The sequence below is a fragment of the Bacillus sp. CH30_1T genome (assembly GCF_008364765.1).
Lineage (GTDB): Bacteria > Bacillota > Bacilli > Bacillales > Bacillaceae_B > Rossellomorea.
Window position 1 is genome coordinate 25,103 of record NZ_VTUY01000001.1, and the last position, 23,135, is coordinate 48,237.

Below are 23,135 nucleotides of genomic sequence, written 5' to 3' on the forward strand. Positions count from 1 at the left end.
ACTAAATCGGTTTAGTTGTTGATTGTTTTCAATTATAAGAAAATTGAAAGCGTTTTACAATGGTTTTTAGAAAGTTTTTAAAATATTTTTATTATTAGATTTTTACTTCGGTAAAGTTCGCACAGTTGAGACACAGGATAGTTGGATTATTTTATTACCAAGTGTGTGGTGTATACAGAAAATAGGGTCCGACCGTTACAGGATCTAACCCCAACAACCCGCTTAAGGATCAGCTGAGATGCAAGCACGCCATAAAGAAGAAGAGTTGACGAATCAACTCTTCTCCCTATCACCGGCTATTTCTTGGAGTTAATATATAATTTTCCTTCTGCGCGCTTTGTGGTTACATTTCCATAATCATCGGACACCTTCACTTCAATGACTGCTCCAGGTGCTTTTACATTTGAAGTGGCGGTATAGTATCCGACATAATGTCCTTCTGAGATTTCCATCATCGGCAGCTCATTTGCGTTTGACACTTGTGCTCTTGCATTTGTCAGAGGCATTTGAATGACGAATGTTGCATCCAGCCCTGGTTCACTGTCAAATTCAATTTTAACCGATTCACCTTTTTTCAATTCTTTATCTTTTGAAGGCTTGAGGTTGTCAATCGTAATGTCACCAAATTTGGCATAGACTGTTACTCGCTGTTTTTTCTTGTTACCTGCTTTGTCTTTTGCGACAACTTGGATGACATTTTCGCCTTCGTTCAGTAATAGTCTGTGGGTGAATTGGCCGTCATTTACACTGGCTTTTTGGCCGTTTACTTTCACCCAAGAAAGATTCTCTTCAGAAATCGTTCCTTCTACAGTAATGGCCTCACGATTTGTCTTTACCCCCTCATCAGGTGAGGTAATTGCCAATTCAGGTTTTACTTGGTCAAGGGTTATGGTAACGGGCTCTGATGGACCGGTTATGCCTGCTTCTGTGGATGCCTTGGCTGTGATCGTATTTTCACCCGTTTGTAAGGAAAGATCTGCAGAGAAAGTACCATCTTCTGTGGTTTCAGCCGTTGCCACTTCATCATTACCATTGAACAAATGAACGGTTATGTTCGGAGCTGATTTACCTTCTACTGTAACGGTTTCATGCTTCGTGAATGAGTTGTCTTTTGGTGAAGTAATGACCGGAGCATTCACTTCATAATTGACGATGGCACGGATCATGAAGTTACCGAGCTCTTCACGTGCCGGAGTCCAGGCTCCATCTACCATTTGCCAGCCGCGGGCAGCATACTGTCCATTATTATCCGTAGCCAATCCAGGCGAGTCTGGATAAGGGTCAGCTTGGATATATACCAAATAGAAGTCTTTCTCAACAACTATTCCGTACTTAGAAAGATCGACATTCGTCCATTCACCATTTCTTAATGCGGTAGCGTCGAATGGCCCTGCTATTTTTTGACCAGGAGCCCCGTCCGCACCAGAAGCATCATAGACAGCTACCTTGAAATCAGTACCACCAGGTCTTGGCCAATCCGTTTCCCAGAATCGGAACAAACCTCCAGTGACTAGTGCTTTTTCTTTTCCTTCAGGCAAGGACATTTTTACAGCCCAGCCATCGCCGGCCTCATAGAATGCGCGTGCATCTTCAGCTGTTCCATCATCATAACCGATTTCCCCAGGATAGCCGATGAATGGACGCAGCTCCAGATTGAACTCCGTATCTGTACTGCCTTCGATATTAACCTCCACATTTTCACTATAGAAGGAAGCTGCCATCGCTCTTAGTGTATAATCTCCTTCATATGCAGTAATCGAGAAGTTACCATTTCCATCTGTTGTAACAGGTGCCACGGAAGCGTCTTCCATAAGGAGTAAAGTAGCATTTGCTACAGGTTCTCCATTAGAACTGTTGGTTACTGTACCAGAAAGAGTACCATAATCCTTTTCTTCGAGGGTGAAGTTTGCTACCACTTCTCCATCCTCTGGAATTTCGACTCTCTGTTCAGTTGAATGATAGCCATAGCTTTCCGCTTTGACTGTATAGGTTCCGGCAGCGTGCGTTAATTCGTATTTTCCGTTAAGAAGTGTGTTGACGGTTCTGCCAGTTTCTACAACTGTTACTTGTGCGTTAAGAGGAAGTGCATTGGGATTGGTACCCGCTTCCTTTGTTTCTTCTTTTACAGGAGTGCTGACAGGTTGAATCTTGTCAGGATCTACTTTTTTATCTTTTACTGCCGCTTTTTCCGGTTTATCAGGTTGAACTCCTAGTTGGGCTTTGTTAGATCCTTCCCCTTCTATAGACTCTGCAGATAATGCAACATCATCTAAATACCATCCGTTTCGTTGGAGAGCATCATTCGTAGTGACATTGAAGCCGATGTAAATTCGCTCACCAGCGTATTCGGATAAATCGATTTCTTCTGCTTCCCATGTTAAATTGCTATTGCTGAAACGCAGCAACTGTGTCCAGTTTTCCTCGTCTGTGGACACAAACACAGTACCAAAATCTTGGTTCGTGTATAACCAGTGCCAGCTCATAAACTGTAAGTAAGCCGGACTATCTTCAGGTAAATCAATAGGAGGCATAGCTAATGTCATGTTTGCGTCATTATCATAAGTTCCCCAAAGATTTGTTCCATACACTTTCTCACCTGAGAAAGCGTGTAGTCCCACGGATGGTTTACCCCATTGCCATGAATCGTTTACACCGTATGAATACCAGTCGACAGGCTCAGACTCAAAGTCCTGGAAATAGCCCAAGGTAATCCCAGGCTTAACACTTACTTCATACGTTTCTGTCGTCACCTCGTTGTCACCGAAGTCTACGATTTGCCAGCGATAAGATACCGATGGTTCTGCAATCTCCTCACCAGGAATGGAGGCTGTATACGTACCGTCATTCAATGAGCCGGAAGTACGTTCTGCCTCTGCATCTGCCCAGTCCCCGGACTGATTGACATATTGCAGAGTTACGGAAGAGATACTTATATTATCTTGAACATCAATGGTTAAAGGCAGTTTCCTATTTGTATAGGTATCTGCTGGAGCAGTATGATCGAACGTAGGAGCTTCTTCGTCCTCCCCGCCCTTTAAAACCTGTCCTTTGATTTTGCCTAATCCTGAAGTGATCGAGGAAACAGCATCAAAGGCATTTACCAATCCATGTCCATAGCCGTTGTTTGGCGATTCAGGGAAAGTATCATCTGTTAACGGGACAGCAGTGGAGATTAAAATATCTTCGATTTCATCCACTGTCAAGCTCGCATTCGCTTGCTTCATTAATGCGACCACTGCGGATACGTGCGGCCCTGCCATGGAGGTGCCATTCCACCCGCCTTCATAATTGCTTCCAGGTACTGAAGAACGGATATTCACTCCTGGCGCAGAGATTTCAGGCTTTACTTCTTCGTATGGAGAAGGACCTTGAAGAGAGAAGCTGCCTAGCTTGTCATTAATATCGGTTGCCCCTGTTGCAAATGACTCTGGATAGTTTGCAGGCGTTGCTATGGAACCGGGACCACCCGGGTTGTATTGAGTCGTGTTTCCAGCAGAAAATTCCGGGAATATTTCAGCGGCTCTCCAGGCTGCAACCATTTCACGATACCATTCATCCATGCCAGCCCCGCCGCCCCATGAGTTGTTGACAACATCGGGAGCCATTTCAGGGTGCGGATTTCCTTCAGCGTCTTTTGGAGCGAGAATCCATTCTCCTGCCTCCAGTAGATCAACATCGGTTCCTCCGTCGGCAGTAAAGGCTTTTACCGCAATCCACTTGGCTCCCGGAGCTACGCCGATTTGATTACTGCCATCAGGTTCAGACCCAACCATTGTCCCGGTTACATGTGTACCGTGACCTTGATCATCGTAAGGAGCACCTTGTCCTGCAGTCGCATCAAACCAGCTGAATTCATGGTTTGGGGATTCAGGATTTTGCGGATCAAACCCTCGATATTTTTCTTTCAATGCTGGATGATTCCATTGAACACCGGTATCGATGGAGGCGATAACAGTACCTGCTCCGTCGATTCCCATTCCCCAGACAGCAGGAGCACCGATATGGTCGATGTTCCATCCAATGCTGGACGTATTATTTCCAGCTTCTTTTTCCTTTGGCATAACGCCTACAGAAGAAGTTTCCGCTTTAGCCGGCTGAATAAGCTGACGTGTTTCATTTGGAAGTATTTTTTCGACTTCAGGGAAATTAACAATCTTTTCCATTACTTCTTTTGTACTCGTAACCGCCATACCGTTGACCACATAGAAATCATTGAATTCTTTGACATCACCGGATTTTTTCTGTTTATTTAAGTATTTTTTCACTTCTGCCTGGGTTTCAAGTGCGGTAGAACGCAGCTCAGAAACGACCATATTTCGTTTTAATAGTTTTTTACTGTTTGTGGATAACTTTTGCTTTTGAGCTTTCTCAGTCGCTTTCTTTGCAACGGACTTAGTGTCTACCTGCTCCTTGAACTTCACTAAGTATGTGACGTGCTTTTCCTTCTTGAATTGATCTTGCAGTTTAGATGTTATCTTGGATTGCGGGCTGATTTTGGCGCTGTCTTTTACTGAAGTATACGGCTTATCATTTGATAATGCCGGTTGAGTGGAATTTGCTGCTCCTGCTGTGGGTGGAAATATTAATGGAACACACATGACCAGGGTAAGAACAATTGACAACCATTTTGCTTTGCTTTTTCTTCCTCTCATAATACCCCTCCATTAATTCTAGAATTGTAAGTCCTGTTCCTCCATTCAGGAAATGGCATCTAGATGATATTTAATGGTTAACCAAAGCTGTCCCATTTCAATAGAATTCACCTCCTTTCAAAATCCACATAAATAGCCAAAAGCACGTCATGGCGATGAATCAGAGCAATAAAAAAAGATAAATTGAGGCAAGTGATAATTATTTTCTACTAATCTCTGAAACTGCATTTCTTTTACTTCCGATCTTTCTATTGAATGTTACAATTCAGAGTTTCATTTGTAATTTCCTTTATTTTTCTAATTTTCCCAACATTTACCCCAAAAGGAGCTTGGATTTACAAGGGTTATTAAGATAGCAGGATAAATAGCCCCCATGATTCCCCCAAATCTATAATTATTGATTAATTTGAATACGATACAAATAGAAAAAGCTGTCAAGCAGACAGCTTTTTCTATTAACTATATTGGAACTAGTCAACATTCGTTCTAAATTCCAGGTTGTATAAATATGATATCTCCATTAGAAAATGATCAAGACTTTATAACCATTCCAGCTTCTTTCTAAACTTACTACGACACTTCCCTTTCGTTAACTATTCTTCATTTATTGTATAAAAACGCCCCTTATTGCAAACAATTTTTTTAGATTACAATTTTCTAAGGGGCAAATGAATGAGGCATATAGTAAAGGAAATAAAAACCAAGTTTTCCAATCACGATGATTTTTTTGTAGAAGAAGAATTAGTTCAGGAATCCGCAATCTATCTTATTGGATTTAATACGCTAGTGGATTTAACTAAGTCGAAATTATATATTCAACAAATGGCTGCTTCGTCTACTTCTTTAAAAGCCCTTTTAACAAACCTCAGTGACCAGATTAACGTTGATACAGAACAATTAATTAAAGCCGTATTAGAAGGCAAACTAATCATCGTTTCAAAAGATGGGGAAGAGAATGCTGTTATAGATCCGATTGCCCCAAATCTTAGTAGTAGCATTGAAGAGCCTAAGAATGAAAGTCCTATTCAAGCCTCCATGGATGCATTTGGAGAGGATATTAGTATTAACGTTGGAATGATACGAAAAAGGCTGTGCACTGAACGTCTTTGTCATGTTTCCTATCAAGTGGGAGAACTCGAAAAGCGAAAGCTATCCATGCTCTATATTGAAGGAAGAGTCCCAAATTCTATTATTGAAAAAGTCAACCAGCAGTTACATCAAATAAAATCAGACATTGAAACCATTGATGATCTTAATAAACAATTTGGACGGCGTAGGTTTAGTCCTGTCAGTCATCTGTTCACCTCTGAACTCCCGATTCAAGCTATACACTCCTTAAAAAAGAACAGAGTCGTGATTTTTTTAGATGCTTGTCCCTTCGCGCTTATTTTTCCCAATCTACTTAGCGATATGATAATCAGTATAAACGATCGCAATTTCCCTTTTATACTGTCCTTTATGATTAGAATCTTTAGAGTCATAGGAGTTGTGGCTACGCTCTTACTTCCCGCTTTATATGTTTCTTTGGTCTCAGTTAACCCTGAAGTATTTAGAACCGATCTAGCTCTGTTTGTTGCCAAGAGCAGGGAAGGTATTCCATTGTCGGCATTTCTTGAAACGATCGCAATGGTGGTTATTGTGGATTTAATACTAGAAGCAATAGTGAGACTTCCTAAAAGCGTAGGTCCCACTATTACAATGGTAGGAGGAATTATTCTCGGGCAGGCGATGGTTGAGGCCAAATTAGTCAGTAATCTATTGGTTATCGTGATCACAGCTGTGGTCATTGCAAGTTCGGCAGTGATTGGAGTGCAAAACTCCTTGTACATACGTTTGCTAAAATACCCCATTCTAATTTTGGCATCACTTTTCGGTATTTTAGGTGTATGTACAGGGTTCACTTTCACAATCATATATTTGGCAAGTTTAACATCCAACGACATTCCTTATACAACCTTTCGTATTGAACAAAAAGGAGAAACAAAGTGACACAGCGGATACAAATTGGAGCGGTTTTCGTAATCATACATTTAAGTTTTGGCTATTTAATCTATCCCGACCTTGTTTACACATTAACGAAAACGGCTCATTGGGAAGTGGTTATATGCTTAGGTTGCCTGCAATTGATACTACTTTGGATTTACATTAAAGGATTAAATTATTTTCCCGAGAGTGATGTCATTGATATTTATTTAACAAAAGGGAGATGGGTGGCCATCATTTTTCTTACCCCTTTTGTACTAAATCTACTTTCGATAGTTGCGTTTAACATGAGAATGCACACGGAAGTTATTATTTCGATATTTTTACCTAGGACCCCTTATTGGTCGATATTATTACTGTTATTTTTCATTTCGGTTTATGCAGCTATAAAAGGTTTAGGGACCATTTTGCGTTCTTCGGCTTTTATTTTCTTGTTTGTTATTCCGATAGTAGTATTTAACATTTTTTCATCTGTTGTAAATTTTGATTTACATAACGTTACGCCTGGTTGGAATTCCCCTGCCAAGTTCATGTTAGATAAAAAGTTTTTCTATCTACTGGGATTTTCATCATTTTTATTTTTAGGATTTACCTCTTCCTATTCAAAAGTAACATTCCGCCAAATATTTTTAGCAAGCGTTAGTACAACGCTGATTTTTCTATCGGTAGTGTATATACCGCTTTTTATATTTGGACAAGAAACGGCTGTTACGCTGAGCGACCCTTTTGTGGAAGCAATGGATTCAGTAGACATTAGCTGGTTTTCATTCAACCGACAAACGATGTTCTTCGGTATATCGTTAGTTGGTTTAGTGATATTGGCAAATTCCGTAATGCTCTGGATGATTGGACAAGTCATGGGAAAAACATTTAAATATCTTAGAGTGAAGTCCACTTATTGGATTATTACTTTTTCTGTTATCTCATTTATTTTGGCTTTATTGGTTCCAAACCGATCTTTGGTTGAAAAATACTTTCTATGGAGCTTAGGTGCCCAATCCTATTCTATGATTATTATTCCACTTACCATTTTTATCATTGGTATCTTATCGAAAAGAGGCGTGTTAGAAAATGAAAAATAATAAACTCTATAAATTATTGATCGTTTTCATGTCATCCATCTTTATATGTGGGTGTTGGGATATTAAAGATATAAATAAACGCTTCCTTCCTTTAGTAATGGGCATTTCCAAGGAAGATAATGAAGATTATAAATTAACTTTGCAGATCCCCATATTAAAAGATGATAACCAAATATCAAGAACGGTTACAAGTAAAGGCGAAAACATGGCAAGTGTACTTGAACAAATTCGCACAAATTCAGAAGATGCCGTTGATTACTCACAAATAAGATTAATTGTCATTCAAAACAATTTGGCAGATAACCAACAGAGATTTAAGGAACTTTTAAAGTTCTTAATGAAATCAGAAGAGATTCCGTCAAGAGCGCTGATAGCCATTACACAGGACAATGTCGAGAATGTGTTATCTAGCATTAACGATAAATTAGGTGCCCATTCTACCTCCATCTATGACTATTTTAATAAAGGAGCCGGCTGGGCACCAGCAATCTTTAGTACCCCTGTTTGGGAAGTATATCGAAGCTTGTTTTCATATACGAAAGATATAGCCGTCCCAGTTGTTCATTCCGGGAAAGATACAGTATTAACTTACGAAGGTGCAGCGATTATGAAGAAAGGAAAAATCATAGACTCGATCAGCCCTGATGAAAGTCAACTAATAAATTTGTTTCGGAACATTAATGAAAAAGGCAGTCTAGAGAGTATAAAAGATGCTGATATTATCGTCACAAACAGCTCAATCAAAAATAATAAATCAATGGAAAATCAGAAACCAATGATGTCAAGTGATTTACACTTGAAAATAGACATTTTAGAAAGAAAAGAAGGCATGACGAATAAACAGATAATTACGGAACTTGAAGAGGTAATCGAAAAGCGATTTTACGATATTCTTGAAAAAACGCAAAGAAACAACACAGACGTTTTTGGATTTGGCCAGCATTTTCGTCATCAGGTTCCTTATCGTGAATTAAAAAACTGGAGAGAGGAATATTATCCTGAATTAAAAGTGAATTTTCAGGTCCATGCTAAATTAGAGTAATACAAGAATCGAATAGAAGGGTAAAGAATTCAAACTTCTCCACTCATGTTATTTAACAACCATTAAAATGAGGAGTTAAAGTTTACCACAATGCTTGCATCTTCCTCGTCTTTTTAGATAATAAGCTAGAGTTGCCAGCCCTAAGGATATTCCCCATGGTAGCCAGGATAAAAAAGGAACAAAATGTCCCCAATTCTCACTTGTAATTGAACCATTAATCATCATAGATATGATTTGTGGACTGAGCTTTATAGCCGTGATTGTGATCATAGCAGACATCAATATAGCAGGTACCAAACATAACCAAATTGGAATTTGTTTACCTGCTAGAAATAAACACCACCGTGGAAAAATCACTCCCCATTTCTGAATTAGGCCAAGGGTCAGAATTCCACCGACAATACATAAACCTCCCAGTATAGCTTCAGTTATGATAATGTCTATATTCCCAACCATTGATGAATTGTTCGTTCCCAAAGGAATGCCTATTGCCCACGCCCACCGGACAATACCGTATGGCAATGCCATAACAACAGCTAAATAGGTAAACCACTTTCCCCATTCTGCAGCTCTTGCTGATGATACTTCGTTATCGTCATTCCTACCACAATTACCGCAGGCATCCCGTGTATGACGAAAGTATGCTATTGCAGCAGCTATCCAAATGAACCCACCTAATATACAAAGAACTTGGTTAACAACTCTCCAGTCCAGCAGATCAAAGTGAAGCAAAAACAAATAAGCAAAATTCTGTACAATTCGCGAATCTGGAACTACGAATATAAGCGTCCCACTCATTATCCACGCATAGGAGAGTACTATAATACGAGGAAAACGACGTCCCCATGTTTTTACCATCGCTAGAGCTACTGCTGTTCCTACCAATCCAGCTAGGGCGATGACTGAACCCCCGACATCCACATTAAGATTTAATAAAAAGGATCCCATCATTTCTGCTCGTGGATCGTTTTTACCGAAAGGAAATCCGTTTCCACCTAATAACCAGTACAGCCCGAGTAACCCGTATAGTAGGGACCATAGAGCCGCTGCATACCCTGCCCACTGTGGCCAGCGTGACAACCAGGAAAAATGTGTTGAACTTTTGACATTTATTTTCGGTTCCATTTAACCCTCCCCAAATCAAGTTCATAATAATATAACTTGAATAATTAAAAATTCTGTCCAGCCGTTTTTGATAAAGAATCCTTCCTTTTAACTTAATACTATTATCTCGATTTCCATTTTCCACAATAACTTATTAAAGAAGATGCCCCTCTAATTGAGCAACATAATCATCCTTATGCGAAATTATACAAAGATTATGACCAGGACCAGTCCAAATAAAAAAATCCTCCTAAAGACAGGAGGGCCAAGTGAGCATTTCAATATAACAATTCAAAAGAATGGAACAACAACCAGATAACTTTACAAAAGGATAACTCCCCATCAATAAATCGTCCCAACCCAACTCCCTCCTGTTTCTCTCTCCCTCCCAATCAATCCCCCAGCACGCTAAAGCTTTACCGTGTTGGGGGACAGGCACCAATATCCGGTTATGAAAATGAGGTAAACCTCAGCAAAATTGCCCGAATGATAAACCCTGCCGCCAATCCCGGAATTAGCGCAAGCATAGGCAGCCAAATCGGACCAAAGTGAACGGAGAGGATTGGATGGGGGGAATACATGATTCCAACCGTGACAAAGTAGGCAGCGAAGGCAAATGGAATAAACGATAACGGAGGATTCTCTCCATCTGAAAATTTGTAGGCATCATACATCGCATACATGTAAACACATGGATAAAACATGATCCACTGATAATGGATCACTTCTCCAGCTTCCTCAATTCTGCCAAGAAAGCTATACATGATAGACAGATTAAATGTACTCATGCTATTAATGATAAATTCTAATAAAACAAATAAGAACCCTTTCATGACATGACCATTCAACAACTGCCCAAAGCCTGGAAATGCTATGCTCCATAACACCACTTCTAGTTTTTGAGTCTTTTTCATATGACCAAACCTTTAGTTAACGATTTAATATTGAGTACTCTTAGCTTGATCCAATCTTTTAACGACGGATACAAGCCCCCTGATGATAAATAATGTGAAACTTACAGAACCAAAGGTATGAAATGGCGACCACTTTTTCCATTGAATTAACCTTGTGTATTTCACCAGAAACCATTGAGTTATGCTCATGGGAACACTCCAGGTCAAACTTTTCAAAAGGATCGTCCATAAACCGTCATTATACGTTTGTTTAACCCAGATCACACTCAACAATGGAAAAAACAGCATATCAAAAATAATGTTTGTCCTAAACACTCCTGGAAAGGGGCGAATTGGATAGGCAACACGTTTCTCCGACACAACATATGTATCAACTAGAGTGGACACAACGCCTTTTGAAAAGAAAACGATTAAGTTCTGCTTCATCATAGAACCCCTGAATAAGAATGGGAAGCAGATCAGGCATATGGAAATGAGTACGCTTAACATTTTTTTCTCCACAACATGATCCTCCGTTGAAAGGTTTTGTTTATAGTATGATGTTAAGCATCATGCGTTATGCTAACTCTTTTCTTCGAGATTATTGGAACCAAATATACTAACCGCTCGCGCCATTGGGTCCTTTATCCCGTCCTTTATACTTTGACCGATAAATTTAAGCTTATTTTAAATGTAAAGAGGGGCATCAAAAAGCAGTAGCTACTGACTTTTTGGACAGCCCCTTTCTTATCCAAAGCTCCAATTACTTTTCAATACAATTTTTTATTTTCTTTATTTAACCAAGGGGATTTTAACTTGCCTCTATTCTCAAAGTCCGTATAATGGATGATCTCAGAAAGGATCTTGCATCCATCTGCTTTGTCAAACTCTATTCTGGCTTCATCCTTATTCTCATACTCAAACATTTTGATCCTGTCCTGTAGAAAAAGTGTTAAAACCCACACATCAATTCCCTCCCTGGAATGTAAGATAACTGGGTATATCACCCCGATTTTAAGTAAACGAAACAACGCTAATTGGAATAGTTATTTAGATGCCATGTTCTTTCAAAGGGAGACATAGATTTGCAGAAAATAAATGTTAACGACCGTTTTTGGAGGATTGAATTTATTTTATAAACAGATTAAACGCGATTGTAATTAGCCAGCAAAGAGCAAGAGTAACAGTTAGATATGTACCAACATAAAGTAATATCTCCGCCATGTTTCCTCCTCCTATCATTTTAACTTGAATATTTTTGAAGATGGATGTTATTCTTGCTGCTAAGTACAGATCCAACAATCAGTACTTTCTTTTGCTTCCAAATCGTTTTTCATCTGAATAAATTTAGAATATTTCATCCCCCTTCCTCTTAAATCAATGCCATTATAACAAGTGAGTTTTAAAAATTTGTCGAACGCTTGGAGCTTCACCAATTTGTAAAAAGAGTGTTAACTCCCCTTAATAAAAACGAATTTTTGACTTATAAATGAAAGACAAGTTACCCACCTTTTCTCTCCTATTTTTCTGGTTTATTAATTTGATTAATGAAAAGAGACTGGGACAAAACTAAAAATCACCAAATAAAGACGAACAATAGAAGTGTAGGTACTTCATACCGCTAATGATTTCCGTGCAAGACTTCGCTTTCCGCGGGTAGCCCGTGAGCCTCCTCGGCAAGCCTGCGGGGTCTCACATAAGCTACTCTTCCCGCAGGAGTCTTCGTCTTGCACTCCAATCAACCGCTGGAGACTGCTAAAATCAAATGGACCCAAAATAAATAATAAACCCGAACCAATCTGCCTACTAGGAAGCGGGTTGGTTCGGGTTTTATAGACTAAAACTCTTTTGTCCCAGCCTCTTTTCATTTCAATTATTTGGTCCTAAATTTCATCCATTCATGAAAAGTAGCTATCAATCCAATAAATAGGCAATATCCAACAAATGTATACAGGTGATTCCAGTGATCGGCATGAACAAACATCCCCATAGTCTCTGCCATTTTCTCCATAGCCGCCATAGCTACACTGATGCATAAAACGAACAATCCTTTTAGCCAGCCTTTTAATCTTTGTAAGATTATTAGCAGAATCATCATGGTGATGGGAAGAACAGCCAATGTGAATAAAATATTAATGGAAAAAATAGATGGTAGCGGACGTAACGGAAAGGAATAAAAATGATTTCCAATGAAATAAAGATCTAAATAGGTTCCTAATAACGAGGCCAATAGCATCGCTGGTATATACCCTCTAATTCCAATTTGCAACTGCCTTTTTTGCGAGGGCTGCGAGCTCGAGTCTTTCAAGTGTTTTACAGTATGCATGTTGAATCTCCCCATTAATGACATCTTGTAAGTCTATGAAATAATCGAATACGTGTAAGTCTTCATACCAGTCCCCTATCTCAGCATCTTCATGACTGACATTTTCCCAGGAGTTTTCAAGGGTAGGGGTATAGATTCGTCTTCCTCCTGGCCGCAGTTTGCACGATTTTAATTGAAATTGATATTTCTCGCCCGGCAGCCCTTCGTGGATATCGTTAAAAATATCCGGCCAATAATCCTTCCGTGATCCAGTATGCGGATGGCGATTCGCCCACAGTTCCGTGTAGGCAAGCACATCCTTGTTCATGAACAGGACATCATATAGCCTCTTCCCTAATAAAATTCGTTCACGTAAAGATTCGAATTGGTTTAAAGTCTGGCCCTTCAAGTGGATCATTCCGTCCTTTTTGTATGGGAAAAGGATTTGATTGAAGGACAGCAGCTCCTGTAGCTTGAATTCGAGCTTATCAAAAACCTCTTGTTTATAACGCGGATTCTGAATCACCCTTTTTTCTAAATAGCTTTGTTCATTAATAATAAGGGCTGTTGTGAGAATGGATGGATGCGGCTCTCTCCAAAAGCAGCTCCAGACCGTTTCCACAAAGACAGAAATATTAAGGAAAGGAAATAGGAAAAATAACGGTTTGTTCCTTCTCAGGCTTTCGCGGTAAATCAAAAATTGAGGGTAGGCATCTTGAAAAATAAGCCAATTCCCTCTTTCCAAAAAGTCAAAAAAAGATTGTTTTTCTCTGTCCGACAGTAACCTGGATAAAAGCTCCCCTTTTAAATCGGTCATATTCCAGCCGCCATTTCTGGAAACCATATGCCCTAAAAACGCCCAATGAATTTCTGGATACTGCCGGTAAAAATCCAAATAGGCTTTTGTTCTTGTCACATTATTTATATTCCATTTCTTTGTCTCAAGCCTAATTTGTTCGAGGATCTTCTTCTCTTCCTCTGATAAGTTGGCAGTTTTTTGGATTCTCATCCTATTCTTTAATTCTTTTTTTATCCAGCCAATTGGGGATTTCTCTTGTTTCTTTTGGAAAAAGATTGTCATCCTCTCCTCCATCAATTCTCTCTCCATATCTGTTTATTGTATAACTATTAAATTCCTCAATAACTTAGAAGTCCTTCACTAAATTAAATCTGCCTCTTTTCTGTCGTCGATTATAAATTTAAGTTGGATACCAACTAATTTCATTTCTTTCTCCAGAATATTGAACAAATCATAAAAAAAGGCACTCTTCTTGTTAAAGAAAAGTGCCCAATTGCCGTAGGACTTGATAATATTTAGACTGTTGACCCTGCTCACGTTTATTGAACTTTAAATCCTAGTAACTAAATATAAAAGCTATCGATTAAAGATAAATATAAACTACAAAAACCGCCTTACACTAAGTTACTAATTTCAATTGTTTCTCGATATAATCGGTTTTCTTAAAACTCGTCTTACTATTTTACCAGTAGAATTCTTCGGTAGTTCTTCTAAAAATTCTATGTTTTTTGGTATTTTATATTTTACTAAATGTTCTTTACAATACATCAGGAGCTCTTCTTGTGAGAGATTGGATTTTTTTGCAACTACAAAAGCTTTTACCACTTCGCCAAATGTTTCGTCATGCTCCCCAATTACTACTGCTTCTACAATATCTGAATGTTTGTATAGGACTTCCTCAACCTCTCGTGGATACACGTTGTAACCACCGACAATTATCAGGTCTTTAATCCGGTCTACTATGTAGAAATAGCCTTCATTATCCATTCTTGCTAAATCACCAGTATATAACCAGCCTCCACGTATAGCGATTTTCGTTTCATCCGGCATTTTATAATACCCTTTCATAACATTAGGTCCTTTAATGATAAGCTCGCCTATTTCTCCTACTGGAACCTCTTCTCCAAATTTGTTTACTACCTTACTTTCAACATTCATTATAGTAGTGCCAATAGAGCCTGCTTTTCTAGGTCGATGAAGTGGATTAAAACAAGTTACTGGTGATGCTTCTGATAGACCATATCCCTCAGATATTTTCACATTGAACTTTCCCTCAAATTTTTCCAATAATGAAAGTGGCATTGAAGCTCCTCCTGATACACAAAGGCGCATATTCTTAAAGTCCAATGGATTCCCTTTTTCAAAATGAAGTAAAAAATTGTACATAGTTGGAACTCCTGCAAAGACTGTAGCTCCATACTGATTTGATATTTGGAATACTTCTTGTGGATTAAATTTGGTTGATATAAGGATGGTTGATCCGCATACTAACGAGGCATTAATGACAACGGTCAAACAGAAAACATGAAACATCGGGAGACACCCTATCACCTTATCATTCTTTGAATATTGCAAGAATGAAACTACATCACGTGCATTACTATATAAATTGTAATGAGTAAGCATGGCCCCCTTTGGCTTCCCGGTGGTACCAGAAGTGTAAAGAATAACAGCTGTATCGTCGTCATTAATTGAAATATCTGGGGACTCATTCAATCCAGCATCCAATACATCAAGAAACGTTTTCATTTTCAGTTCAAATGAGCTGACAGATAATCGTTCTTCGGATGTTGGGCACACAATGATGTTATTTACATAAGACAAGTTTTGTTCTATTTTCTTCAATAATGGAACGAGAGAATCGAGACAAATGATCGCTTTAACATCCCCATTTTGAATGATATAAGTAATCTCATCTGGAGTGAAATTTGGGTTTATGGGTATGACAGTTGCTCCTGCTTTTAATGCTCCGTACAATCCGATCATGAATTCTGGAGAATTCCCTAAAACTAAAGCTACATGGTCTCCTTTTTTCACACCCATTTGATTTAATCCACTAGCAAACTCTGTAACTAACTCAAAATATTCCTTATATGACGTTTTTTCTCCCTGAAAAACGTAAGCAGAATGATCTCCACATAATCTTACTGTTTCTTTCAAAGCACTAAGTAAATTCATATATAATCCCCCTATAAATGATTTTCTCCTCACCCATATTACAAAAGATGAGCTTGACTAATTTTTATTGTATTAGGGGATTATTACTGATTTCTTACTAAAAACCTTCCTTATTAAAATTCACTGATAAAGTTAGACATGCATTACAACAATATAATCAATTGAATTTTTAGAATAATAAAAAATCAGTAAGAATCTAGTAAGATATGATTTCTAAAATGAAATTACAAAATATTTCTTATTTTTAGGAGTGATCATGATGAAACCTAATATTGTTTATATTGTACTTGACGACATGGGCTATTCAGATTTAGGATGCTATGGATCTGAAATAAGCACTCCAAATCTTGATAGTTTGGCTCAAAATGGATTGAGCTATACCAATTTCCATGTGACCCCTCTTTGTTCACCAACTAGAGCCAGTTTATTAACGGGGAGGAATAATCACTCGGTTGGTATGGGCCTGCTTTCTAATTTCGATCTTGGCCCGGAGGTACCAAGTTCCCGTGGAAAGATTAGTCCAGCAGCAGGAACAATAGCTGAGATTCTTAAAGAAAATGATTATAGTACATATGCAATCGGAAAATGGCACTTAACCCCAATGTACGAAGAAACACCTGCTGGACCATTTGACAATTGGCCATTAGGTAAAGGTTTTGACCGGTATTATGGATTCTTAGAAGGCATGACTGATCAATACACGCCAAGCTTGGTCTATGATAATCATTTTATTGAAGCATCAAAAACAGATGACTATCATCTTTCAGAAGACTTAGTCGATCATGGAATGAATTTTATCTCTGATCACGCATCCATTTTTCCTGATAAACCTTTCTTTCTTTATTTTGCATTTGGTGCCCAGCATTCCCCACACCAGGTTCCGCAAAAATATATTGATCAATATAAAGGAACATATTCAGCCGGATGGGACCAAATTAGGAAAGACAGACTTGCGAAACAAATACAATTAGGGATCTGTCCACCAGACACAACCCTTTCGGAACGCAATCCAGGAGTGAAAGATTGGGAAACTCTTACTTCGGATGAAAAACGGCTTTTCGAAAGATTTCAAGAGACATACGCTGGTTTTCTCACTCACACAGATGAACAGATTGGAAGATTGATTACCTTCCTAAAAACGATTGGAAAATTAGATAATACGATGATTGTATTTCTTTCAGATAACGGTGCTAGTCAAGAGGGCGAGTTTAATGGAATTATTGAACAGACCTCATACTTTAACGGCATCCCAACCTCTTCTGAAAGTCTATTTGATCGTATTGATGATATTGGCGGACCTGATTCACAGCCAAACTACCCGCGTGGTTGGGCACAAGTTAGTAATACCCCATTTAAGATGTATAAACAGACAACCTTTGATGGCGGTATCCATGTCCCCTTAATATTTCATTACCCACAAATCATTCAAGATTCTGGATCAATCCGTGAGCAATTTCACCATGTCATTGATGTAACTCCAACGGTTCTTGATATAGCAGGGATTCAAGTTCCTGAAGAAATTAAAGGTGTTAAGCAAATCCCGTTACATGGAACTAGTATGCAATATACCTTTGAAAATCCGAAAGTAAAAACGAAACGGGAAACTCAATATTTTTTAATGGGAGCCCAGCGTGCTATATGGCATGACGGATGGAAAGCTATCTCATTCCATACAAAAGGAACCCCATTTGAAGAAGATACATGGTGCTTATTTCATACAGAAGAAGATTTTTCTCAGAACCATGATCTTTCCACAGAGTTCCCTCAAAAGTTACTTGAGTTACAACAAATATGGGAACGTGAGGCCGAAAAATATCATGCCCTTCCACTAATTGATAAAACGATTGAGCTGTTTGCATATGTTTCACCAGATGATAAAGTGCGATCGCGAAATGAATTTACCTACTATCCTGGAATGGGCCATAATCTTGCTACTCCACCAATTTATAATCGATCCTATACCATAAAAGTGCCCATTGAGAGACTTGAAACAGGAGAAGGCGTATTACTTGCACATGGAAATCAATACAGTGGTTATACTCTTTATATTCAAAATAACTATCTATTCTATGAATATAATTATGTTGGAAATGTTTACAAAATCCAATCATCTATTAAAGTACCTTCTGGGAAGTCCACAGTACAATTTAATTTTTTGAAAACTGGACTTCTACAAGGTATAGGCGAGCTATTCATTAATGATGAATCGGTCGGTGTAATAAAAATGGATAAGACATTACCTTTTATGATTGCTTTAGAAGGATTGGACGTAGGTAGGGATGCCTATTTACCTGTTAGTGAAAGCTATGCAGATAAAGGAGACTTCGCTTTTTCAGGAAACATAGAAAAGATTCAATTTAGTATACAAAATGATTAACGTCTTAATGACTTAACTGAGGTAATCTTTTGCTAGAACTTCTAAGGGCCACTATCGTTATTAATCAGCAGTTAATTCTTTGAGTATTTGTTGCAGGAAGCTTTAAGTAATCGGAAAAACACAAATAATGAGGAAGTGTTTTCTATGAATCGCTGGATTATAATCGTTTTATTACTCTTTGCTACTATTATTAACTTTGCAGATAAAAACGGGACAAGTGTTGCCTCGCTTCACATTATTGAGGATTTTAACCTTTCATACGTTCAATATGGTCTTTTAGGCAGTATTTTCTTTTGGTTCTTTGCTTTCTCAGGAATAATTGGTGGGGCATGGTCGGATAAAATTGGGACAAAAAAAATGATTGGAATTCTCCTTTTTGCTTGGACGATATTACAGTTCGGTACTTATTTCATCATGAGTTTTCCTTTTCTCTTACTCTATCGATTATTATTAGGAGTTTTTGAAGGACCATTCGGCCCAGTAGCCATTAGTCATATTAGTAGATACTTCCCTCCATCATCACGTGCAATGGCCATATCGATTTGTAATGCTGGTGGGATAATTGGTGCCTTGATCATGACACCTGTATTAGTTCAATTAAACCAATCGTTTGGGTGGAGAATAACTTTTGTTCTACTTGGTGTAGTAAGCTTAATTTTGTTCCTATTTTGGTTGATTATGAAAGAAAAAGCTACTGAAAAAATCGAATCGACTGAAAGCGAAGAAGAACTTGGTCCATTTGAATGGAAAGAATTTAAACAAATTTTATTATCTCCAACATTGATTTTTACGTTATTCGCACTATTTTCAAGTTTTTGGTTAGTAGTTTGGATCATGGTATGGTTACCAGCATACATGGTTAAAGTCGTCCACTTATCCGAGACAGAAATGGGTGTAGCGATTCTTATAATAGGGATCATTAACATGATTGTGACGGTTAGCGCTTCTTCATGGTCTGATTTTTTATTTAAAAAATCGAACAATATTCGAAAATCACGTGTACTGTTTTCGGCTTCCCTTCAAATTATCAGTGCATTTCTACTATTTTCTTTAATTTTCACTCAGAACCCTGTACTGGTGATAGGTATTATAGGTTTGTCAATGGGATTGACTACTACCCTTCTTAATGTTGGCCCAGTCATTATGATAAGCTTACTTCCTAAACGACGCGGACTGATGGTAAGCATAGGAACCAGCTTCCAGAATCTATCAGGAATCATTGGTCCTCTCATTTGTGGTTTTCTTATACAGTCTGCCGGAAATAATGACTTACTTGGTTTCAATTATACCATTCTATGCACTGCATTCCTTTTAATGATTAGTGCATCTCTATTTTCAATTTTTGCAAGACCAGACACATCATTCTCACCAACGATAAAGATGGATATGCTTTCAGATGCAAAATAAAAAAATCAACATTTCTTTATCGATTAGGATGAAGGAATTTGAATAGTTCTTCATGAAAAAATCACCCATTTCTAATGGAGTGATTTTTTCTAATTAATAGTTACACTCTAAAATCGAATAATAAATACCCCTCTCTTCACCCTAACTAGGTTCCAACAATCCAATTTCATCAAAATCGAATGAGACCTTGCTGAATAATCAGAAAAAAATTATAATTTAATATAATGCGTGTTTTTTCATCCTAAAGTCTCTCGCCTGATAAATGGATTACTTTAATTTATATAATCCTTTTAATCAGGTCAATTAGACTTGAATAGAAAGGAACTGCAAAATAAATGACAAGAATATTTGAACATAAATTGTCAGTACCCATTAACTCTTCTTTTTATTCGCGCAAGCGTTTACACACTTTTCTTGATATGCATATTCATTATTCATTTTTTTCTATTGCTGCAGGTGCTGGTTATGGAAAAACTACTCTGATTTCAGAGTTTGTTAAAGAGAAAAACACCCCTACAGTTTGGTACACTCTAGATGAAACTGATCAATCCCCTCTTAATTTTCTTAGTTATTTACACAGAGGTTTATTGAAAATCACCGACAACCAAGTGCATTCTTCTCAATCAGATGTTAAAGAATTTGAAGAAGAATTCCACTCTTTTTTATCTACTATTTCAAATAGAGTAGATCCATTATTTATTGTATTGGACAATTACCATATTCTAGAACAAAATATGGAGGTTCAAACTCTTCTAACAGAACTGTTACAATATTCTTCCCCTTCAGTTACGTTCTTTTTCATTGGACACACTCAACCAAATGCAATTCCGGTTAAGTTAAAAGTACGTCGAAAGCATATTGAAATTTCTAAAGACCAGTTAGCTTTCACTATCAAAGAAACAGATGAATTCATTAGAACTCAACACGGTATTCAATTAACGGATTTTGAGCTTAACATGATTCAACACCATACAAAAGGTTGGATTACTGGCATTCAACTAATCCTTCAATCCATAGTGAATTTGTCAGAAGAAGAAAGGAAGAATTTGATAGCAAACTTTTCCTTAACAGAAGAAATAAGAAACTATTTTCATTCCGAACTAATGAAAACCCTTACACCAGAATTGAAAAATTTCATGTACCAAACTTCTCTTCTTAATGATTTAGACGAATCAACAATAAATTTGTACCTTGATATTAATAATGCAAAAGAGTATGTTGCATATCTGATGAATTGGAATTTATTTGTATATGTGGATGAACAAAGGTCAATTCGTTATCATCCATTATTTCGAACTTTTTTGTATGAGGAATTAATAAATTCACTTAATGAGTCTCATTTACCTATCGAAGAGTATCATCTTAAGTTAGCCGAAGTGTATAAAAATAAGTCCCAATTTTTTTCATCCTTTGCACACTTTGTTTCTGGGAAAAACTACTACAAAGCCACACGATTAATTAGAATGCTTGAGAAAAGATATAATCCGGACCAATTTTTTGTTCTTATCTCTAATTGGTTAGAAAGTGCTTATACCTATTCACATTACTCTATACCTTTTGACACTGTGTTTCTCTTTCGTTCAATCCCATTATCCATTTTGGACCAACTTGTAGCACCAATTGAAAAATATATAACTGTTTTAGAAAATACAAACAATCATCATCAATTATGTCACCTTTATTATTTTTTAGCTTCTATTTATCGGCAAAAAGGAGAATTTGATCAAGCGAAAAGCCTTTTTCAATCATCATTGGAATACAGTGAGGGCAGGAGTATCAACGTTATTACCATTTTGAATCTATTAGGTCTTTCCGAAATATCATTATGCTTAGGAAATCAATTAGAAGCTGAAAAGTATGCAAAAGACGGATTATTTTCATCTGAAAAGTTTCAAATTATTCACTGTCAAATATATGCTTTATGGAAGGTTGCTGAAATCTCAATCTTTCAAAATCAAATGGAGAATGCGGACCAATTATTAAAACAAATGAAAGTCTTGCTGGACAGCACTAAAGAGGATGATGCCAGAAGCGTTTATTACTACTATTCTTTGAGTAGATTATTACTCTTAAAGAAGGATTATTCCAGAGCAATATCTACAGCAAATATAGGTGTTGAAAAAGCTGAGAAATTTGGCAATGACCTTGATCTAGGTGGATCCTACCTCCAATTAGGTCAAAGTCTATTAACTACAAATAACTTAAAAAAAGCAGAATATTATTTAAATAAAGCATACACTTCCTTTGAATATTTTTCATATTACCGCTGTTTAACGATTGATAATCAAATTCATCTTTTTGAACTACAAGGTGATTTGAAGAAAGCTAGTGAAAAAAGAAAAGAATTGATTTCCATTAGTAATGAAAAAAATTACTCCAATTTCAAAAATCAAAGAAAGGAATTCACACGGAAAATCATAATAAATGATCCTGTATCCAAATGTAAATCATCTTTATCCATAAATGTATTTGGCAAATTCAACATTATTTATGATGGAAAACCAGTGCATATTAAACGAAAAGCAAGTTTGCAACTTCTTAAATTATTGATTGTAAACAGGGGAAAAAAAATACAAAAAGATATTTTATTAGATAATATATTTCCTGAAAGTTCAATTGACACTATAAATAATCATTTTTATGTTGCCTTATCCATATTAAGAAAATCATTAGAACCGAAATTGCAATCTGGTAAAGATTCAAAATATATTAGTCAAATAGATAACCACTATATTTTTAATCATAAAAACCTTTATTTAGATGTCGATCATTTTCAAGAGCTGCTAGTTAGTGATAACCTCTCTAATCAATCCATACAAATGAGAACCCTCCTCTCTGCCGAAAAGTTGTATAAGGGACATTTTTTCGAAGAGTATCCATATGAGCCCTTTTTGGAGCAAGAACGAGAAAAACTCAGAACAGAATATATTCACTTATTGAGAAAAATTGCTGATTTTCATTGGGAATCTTCAGATAATGAAAAAGGGATTGAATACTACGAGAAAATATTACTTGAGGATCCTTATCAAGAACAATTATATATTGAATATATAAAAAAATTGCTTAATAACCATTTATTCCTACAAGCAAAAAATGTGGCAGCTAGAAACATAAAATTTGTTGAAAATGAGCTCGGGATAGATGTCCGCTCGAAATTGAATAACCTCTTCTCTCACTATTCTTTTTCTGTATAAAACAATTATGGAATCATTGTTTTATTTGACGAGAGGCTGGGACAAAACTAAAAAACTACGATAAAAAGACGAACAATAGAAGTGTAGGTTATTCATACCGCTAATGATTTCCGTGCAAG

14 protein-coding genes are annotated in these 23,135 nt (G+C 37.3%); 6 read left to right on the plus strand and 8 right to left on the minus strand.

All coding sequences use genetic code 11. The annotated features are described in order from the left end of the window. Positions 1 to 296: 296 nt before the first annotated feature. Positions 297 to 4,652: a S8 family peptidase gene (locus F0342_RS00150; RefSeq protein WP_149154051.1), complete on the minus strand. Its 4,356-nt coding sequence runs from the start codon at positions 4,650 to 4,652 to the stop codon at positions 297 to 299. A 672-nt stretch (positions 4,653 to 5,324) separates the two neighbouring features. Between F0342_RS00150 and F0342_RS00155 the strand changes: the two genes are divergently transcribed. From F0342_RS00155 to F0342_RS00165, 3 genes are read left to right on the plus strand one after another with little or no spacing between them, the layout of a single operon-like run. Then, positions 5,325 to 6,641 (plus strand): spore germination protein, encoded by a 1,317-nt coding sequence (locus F0342_RS00155; protein ID WP_149154052.1) that lies wholly within the window; start codon positions 5,325 to 5,327, stop codon positions 6,639 to 6,641. Further along, a complete protein-coding gene (locus tag F0342_RS00160) occupies positions 6,638 to 7,717 on the plus strand; it encodes a GerAB/ArcD/ProY family transporter (RefSeq protein WP_149154053.1) in 1,080 nt (359 codons plus the stop codon). Before F0342_RS00155 ends, F0342_RS00160 begins: the two co-directional genes overlap by 4 nt. Continuing rightward, a complete protein-coding gene (locus F0342_RS00165) occupies positions 7,707 to 8,759 on the plus strand; it encodes a Ger(x)C family spore germination protein (RefSeq protein ID WP_149154054.1) in 1,053 nt (350 codons plus the stop codon). Before F0342_RS00160 ends, F0342_RS00165 begins: the two co-directional genes overlap by 11 nt. 75 nt (positions 8,760 to 8,834) lie before the next feature. Here F0342_RS00165 and F0342_RS00170 read toward each other — a convergent pair whose 3' ends face one another. The 7 genes from F0342_RS00170 to F0342_RS00200 form a co-directional block, all read right to left on the minus strand. After that, positions 8,835 to 9,884 carry a hypothetical protein gene (locus F0342_RS00170; protein WP_149154055.1) on the minus strand — a complete coding sequence of 350 codons (1,050 nt, stop codon included), beginning with the start codon at positions 9,882 to 9,884 and terminating at the stop codon, positions 8,835 to 8,837. A gap of 428 nt (positions 9,885 to 10,312) precedes the next feature. After that, a complete protein-coding gene (locus F0342_RS00175; RefSeq protein ID WP_149154056.1) occupies positions 10,313 to 10,777 on the minus strand; it encodes a hypothetical protein in 465 nt (154 codons plus the stop codon). Positions 10,778 to 10,801: 24 nt separating this feature from the next. Further along, positions 10,802 to 11,203: a CBO0543 family protein gene (locus F0342_RS00180; protein WP_316252563.1), complete on the minus strand. Its 402-nt coding sequence runs from the start codon at positions 11,201 to 11,203 to the stop codon at positions 10,802 to 10,804. 323 nt (positions 11,204 to 11,526) lie between these two features. Continuing rightward, positions 11,527 to 11,721 (minus strand): hypothetical protein, encoded by a 195-nt coding sequence (locus F0342_RS00185; RefSeq protein WP_149154058.1) that lies wholly within the window; start codon positions 11,719 to 11,721, stop codon positions 11,527 to 11,529. 908 nt (positions 11,722 to 12,629) lie between these two features. Continuing rightward, on the minus strand, positions 12,630 to 12,986 hold the full coding sequence (locus tag F0342_RS00190) for a CBO0543 family protein (protein WP_316252564.1): 357 nt from the start codon (positions 12,984 to 12,986) through the stop codon (positions 12,630 to 12,632). A 22-nt stretch (positions 12,987 to 13,008) separates the two neighbouring features. Further along, positions 13,009 to 14,142, minus strand: a complete 1,134-nt coding sequence (locus F0342_RS00195) for a DUF2515 family protein (RefSeq protein WP_149154059.1) — start codon at positions 14,140 to 14,142, stop codon at positions 13,009 to 13,011. A gap of 351 nt (positions 14,143 to 14,493) precedes the next feature. Beyond that, positions 14,494 to 16,038, minus strand: coding sequence for a fatty acid--CoA ligase family protein (locus tag F0342_RS00200; RefSeq protein WP_149154060.1), 1,545 nt, complete (start codon positions 16,036 to 16,038; stop codon positions 14,494 to 14,496). Positions 16,039 to 16,297: 259 nt separating this feature from the next. Here F0342_RS00200 and F0342_RS00205 point away from each other — a divergent pair, with 259 nt between their 5' ends. The 3 genes from F0342_RS00205 to F0342_RS00215 all read left to right on the plus strand — a co-directional run bounded on the left by F0342_RS00205 (position 16,298) and on the right by F0342_RS00215 (position 23,016). Further along, a complete protein-coding gene (locus F0342_RS00205; RefSeq protein ID WP_188048337.1) occupies positions 16,298 to 18,415 on the plus strand; it encodes an arylsulfatase in 2,118 nt (705 codons plus the stop codon). A 144-nt stretch (positions 18,416 to 18,559) separates the two neighbouring features. Then, positions 18,560 to 19,822 (plus strand): MFS transporter, encoded by a 1,263-nt coding sequence (locus tag F0342_RS00210; protein ID WP_149154062.1) that lies wholly within the window; start codon positions 18,560 to 18,562, stop codon positions 19,820 to 19,822. A 335-nt stretch (positions 19,823 to 20,157) separates the two neighbouring features. After that, positions 20,158 to 23,016: an AfsR/SARP family transcriptional regulator gene (locus F0342_RS00215; protein ID WP_149154063.1), complete on the plus strand. Its 2,859-nt coding sequence runs from the start codon at positions 20,158 to 20,160 to the stop codon at positions 23,014 to 23,016. Positions 23,017 to 23,135: the final 119 nt, after the last annotated feature.